Origin of the sequence: Microcoleus sp. S13_C3 (assembly GCF_036700905.1) — a bacterium.
Lineage (GTDB): Bacteria > Cyanobacteriota > Cyanobacteriia > Cyanobacteriales > Microcoleaceae > Microcoleus.
Genome location: NZ_JAUBPT010000332.1, coordinates 1 through 2,037 on the forward strand (window position 1 = coordinate 1; position 2,037 = coordinate 2,037).

At 51.1% G+C, this 2,037-nt stretch carries 4 protein-coding genes; 3 read left to right on the forward strand and 1 reads right to left on the reverse strand.

Translation table 11 applies throughout. The features are described 5' to 3' along the window. Positions 1 to 222: hypothetical protein (locus tag QUA16_RS36460; RefSeq protein WP_333106941.1), on the forward strand; the 222-nt coding region annotated here is incomplete at its 5' end. A 3-nt stretch (positions 223 to 225) separates the two neighbouring features. Here QUA16_RS36460 and QUA16_RS36465 read toward each other — a convergent pair. Continuing rightward, a complete protein-coding gene (locus tag QUA16_RS36465; RefSeq protein WP_006634856.1) occupies positions 226 to 510 on the reverse strand; it encodes a YggT family protein in 285 nt (94 codons plus the stop codon). A gap of 124 nt (positions 511 to 634) precedes the next feature. Between QUA16_RS36465 and psbX the strand changes: the two genes are divergently transcribed. Further along, positions 635 to 754, forward strand: coding sequence for a photosystem II reaction center X protein (psbX, locus tag QUA16_RS36470; protein ID WP_333041933.1), 120 nt, complete (start codon positions 635 to 637; stop codon positions 752 to 754). Positions 755 to 1,035: 281 nt separating this feature from the next. Next, entirely contained in the window at positions 1,036 to 1,845 is an 810-nt protein-coding gene (locus QUA16_RS36475) for a Ycf66 family protein (RefSeq protein WP_333106938.1), read from the forward strand. Positions 1,846 to 2,037: the final 192 nt, after the last annotated feature.

Genomic DNA, 2,037 nt, shown 5'->3' on the forward strand with positions numbered 1-2,037 from the left:
AGTTGGCAGTTGGCAGTTGGCAGTTGGCAGTTGGCAGTTGGCAGTTGGCAGTTGGCAGTTGGCAGTTGGCAGTTGACGGTGGTGAGCTTTCCAGCCAACAGTCAACAGTCAACAGTCAACAGTCAACAGTCAACAATGCCCAATGCCCCATGCCCCATGCCCCATGCCCCATGCCCCATGCCCCATGCCCATGCCCAATGCCCCATGCCCCATGCCCGCTGACTCTTACATCATCATTGTCAGTAGCCCTTGCTGACCGAGAATCATTTCTCGCAGCAAGCTACAGATACCAACCCAAATAATCGGCGTAATGTCCACCCCGCCGATCGGCGGTACAATCTTTCTAGTTACGGCTAAAAAAGGTTCCGTCGGCCAAGCAATCAGACTCAACGGCAACTTGCTCAGGTTCACCTCGGGATACCAAGTCAGAACGATCCGAAAAATAAACAGCAAAGTCATCACGACTAGGACAGAGCCCAGAATCCAACTTGCAACGGTAATACCAGTCATGGGTCTTATCTCGAAATTTTAAGTTTTGTTAAGTCAGCCCTTCAGAATTTTAACCGTTTCACAGGTGCGATCGAAAGTATAAAATTAATAAAAATCAAATTGTTGTAACAAAGGCTTTGAATCTATGACTCCTTCTCTCGCGAACTTTTTGTACAGCCTGCTGGTGGGCGTGACAGTGGTAGTGATTCCAGCAACGATAGCCCTGATCTTCATCAGCCAAAAAGACAAAATCAAGCGCACCTAAAAAGTCAGCGGGTTTCTAAGTCCGGCGCTGCAAGTCAATTGTGGGCTACACGTCGGGCATTTCCCCGATCCGAGAAACCTCGGCTGCCAGCAACTGTCAAGGCAAAACCTTCAGTTGACTGCCAAGCTGAGGTTTTTTCCCGTTAAACTCATTATTATACTCACTTCCCAAGCTGAAACCCTGACCGGACGCTGCCCCAGAAAGCACAGTCGGGCTGACAGACTTAATGATAGATGTAAAATCTAACTCGCTAACATAGGAAAGACATAGGAGATAGGCTAATGGTCAATTTAGGATTGAACTGGAGCAGCCTGTTAGGGATTATCCTAGCAGTAGCAGGGGCAGGACTGTATTTTCTGCGATCGTGGCGTCCCAAACTAGCCCGAGACCACGATATTTTTTTTGCAGCAGTCGGCTTGCTGTGCGGCGGTATTCTGTTATTTCAGGGGTGGCGGCTTGACCCAATTCTGGCATTCGGTCAATTTCTGCTCACCGGTTCCGCCATATTTTTTGCAGCAGAAAGCATTAAGCTGCGAGGAGCGACCACAGCCCAAGCCAAAAGTCGCGCCCAATACGTAGATGAAGAGCGACCGGTCAGCAACGCCTACGGTTACGACGGCTATGATTCCGAAATGGAACAGCTAGAACCAGAGGAAGACTATCCGCCGCGTCCCCGCATCAGAGGCAGCCAAGACTACCGTTCCTCTCGTGAAGCCTACGACGACGAACCCCGCCGCCGCCCCTCGAATCGCAACGGCAGCGTTAACACCGGACGGCCCGACTCGCCCGATCGAGCCTCGCGCAAACGTCCCTCTCGCCCAGAAGCCCCGCCTGCCCAAGAGTCGGACAACTGGGACGTTTCAGACAACCCCGAAGAAAGACCGACCCGCAGCCGCAGCAGTCGCCCCCCTGCTTCGGAAAACCGCAGTTCCGATACGCCGCCGAGAACCAAAAAACCCCGTCCTACGGAATCATCGAGGTCTCGCCCCAGCAACCGCGACGTGGAAGCACCGCCGTCAGACTACGTGGAGTATCGACCTGTAGAATACCCGGAAGACCAACCGGATAATTCCCCCAGTTTCGACAAATAGGCAAACACTAAGTAGATGGGTGAAACTAAACTTTTCTCGTACCCGCAGGCAAAAAAATAAGTGGCGTTTATTGAGGCCCATCTACTTATTATTCAGATATTAAAGTGATTAAAAAGACTAGACCTCTTGCAAAAATAATTAGGACGGGCTCTTCGGCCCATCCCACAAGAAAAAATAACTCTTGTGGGATGG

Bases quoted from the DNA above. Each gene is read 5' to 3' on its own strand.
- psbX (WP_333041933.1), top strand. From the start codon at position 635: ATGACTCCTTCTCTCGCGAACTTTTTGTACAGCCTGCTGGTGGGCGTG.
- QUA16_RS36475 (WP_333106938.1), top strand. From the start codon at position 1,036: ATGGTCAATTTAGGATTGAACTGGAGCAGCCTGTTAGGGATTATCCTA.
- QUA16_RS36465 (WP_006634856.1), bottom strand. From the start codon at position 510: ATGACTGGTATTACCGTTGCAAGTTGGATTCTGGGCTCTGTCCTAGTC.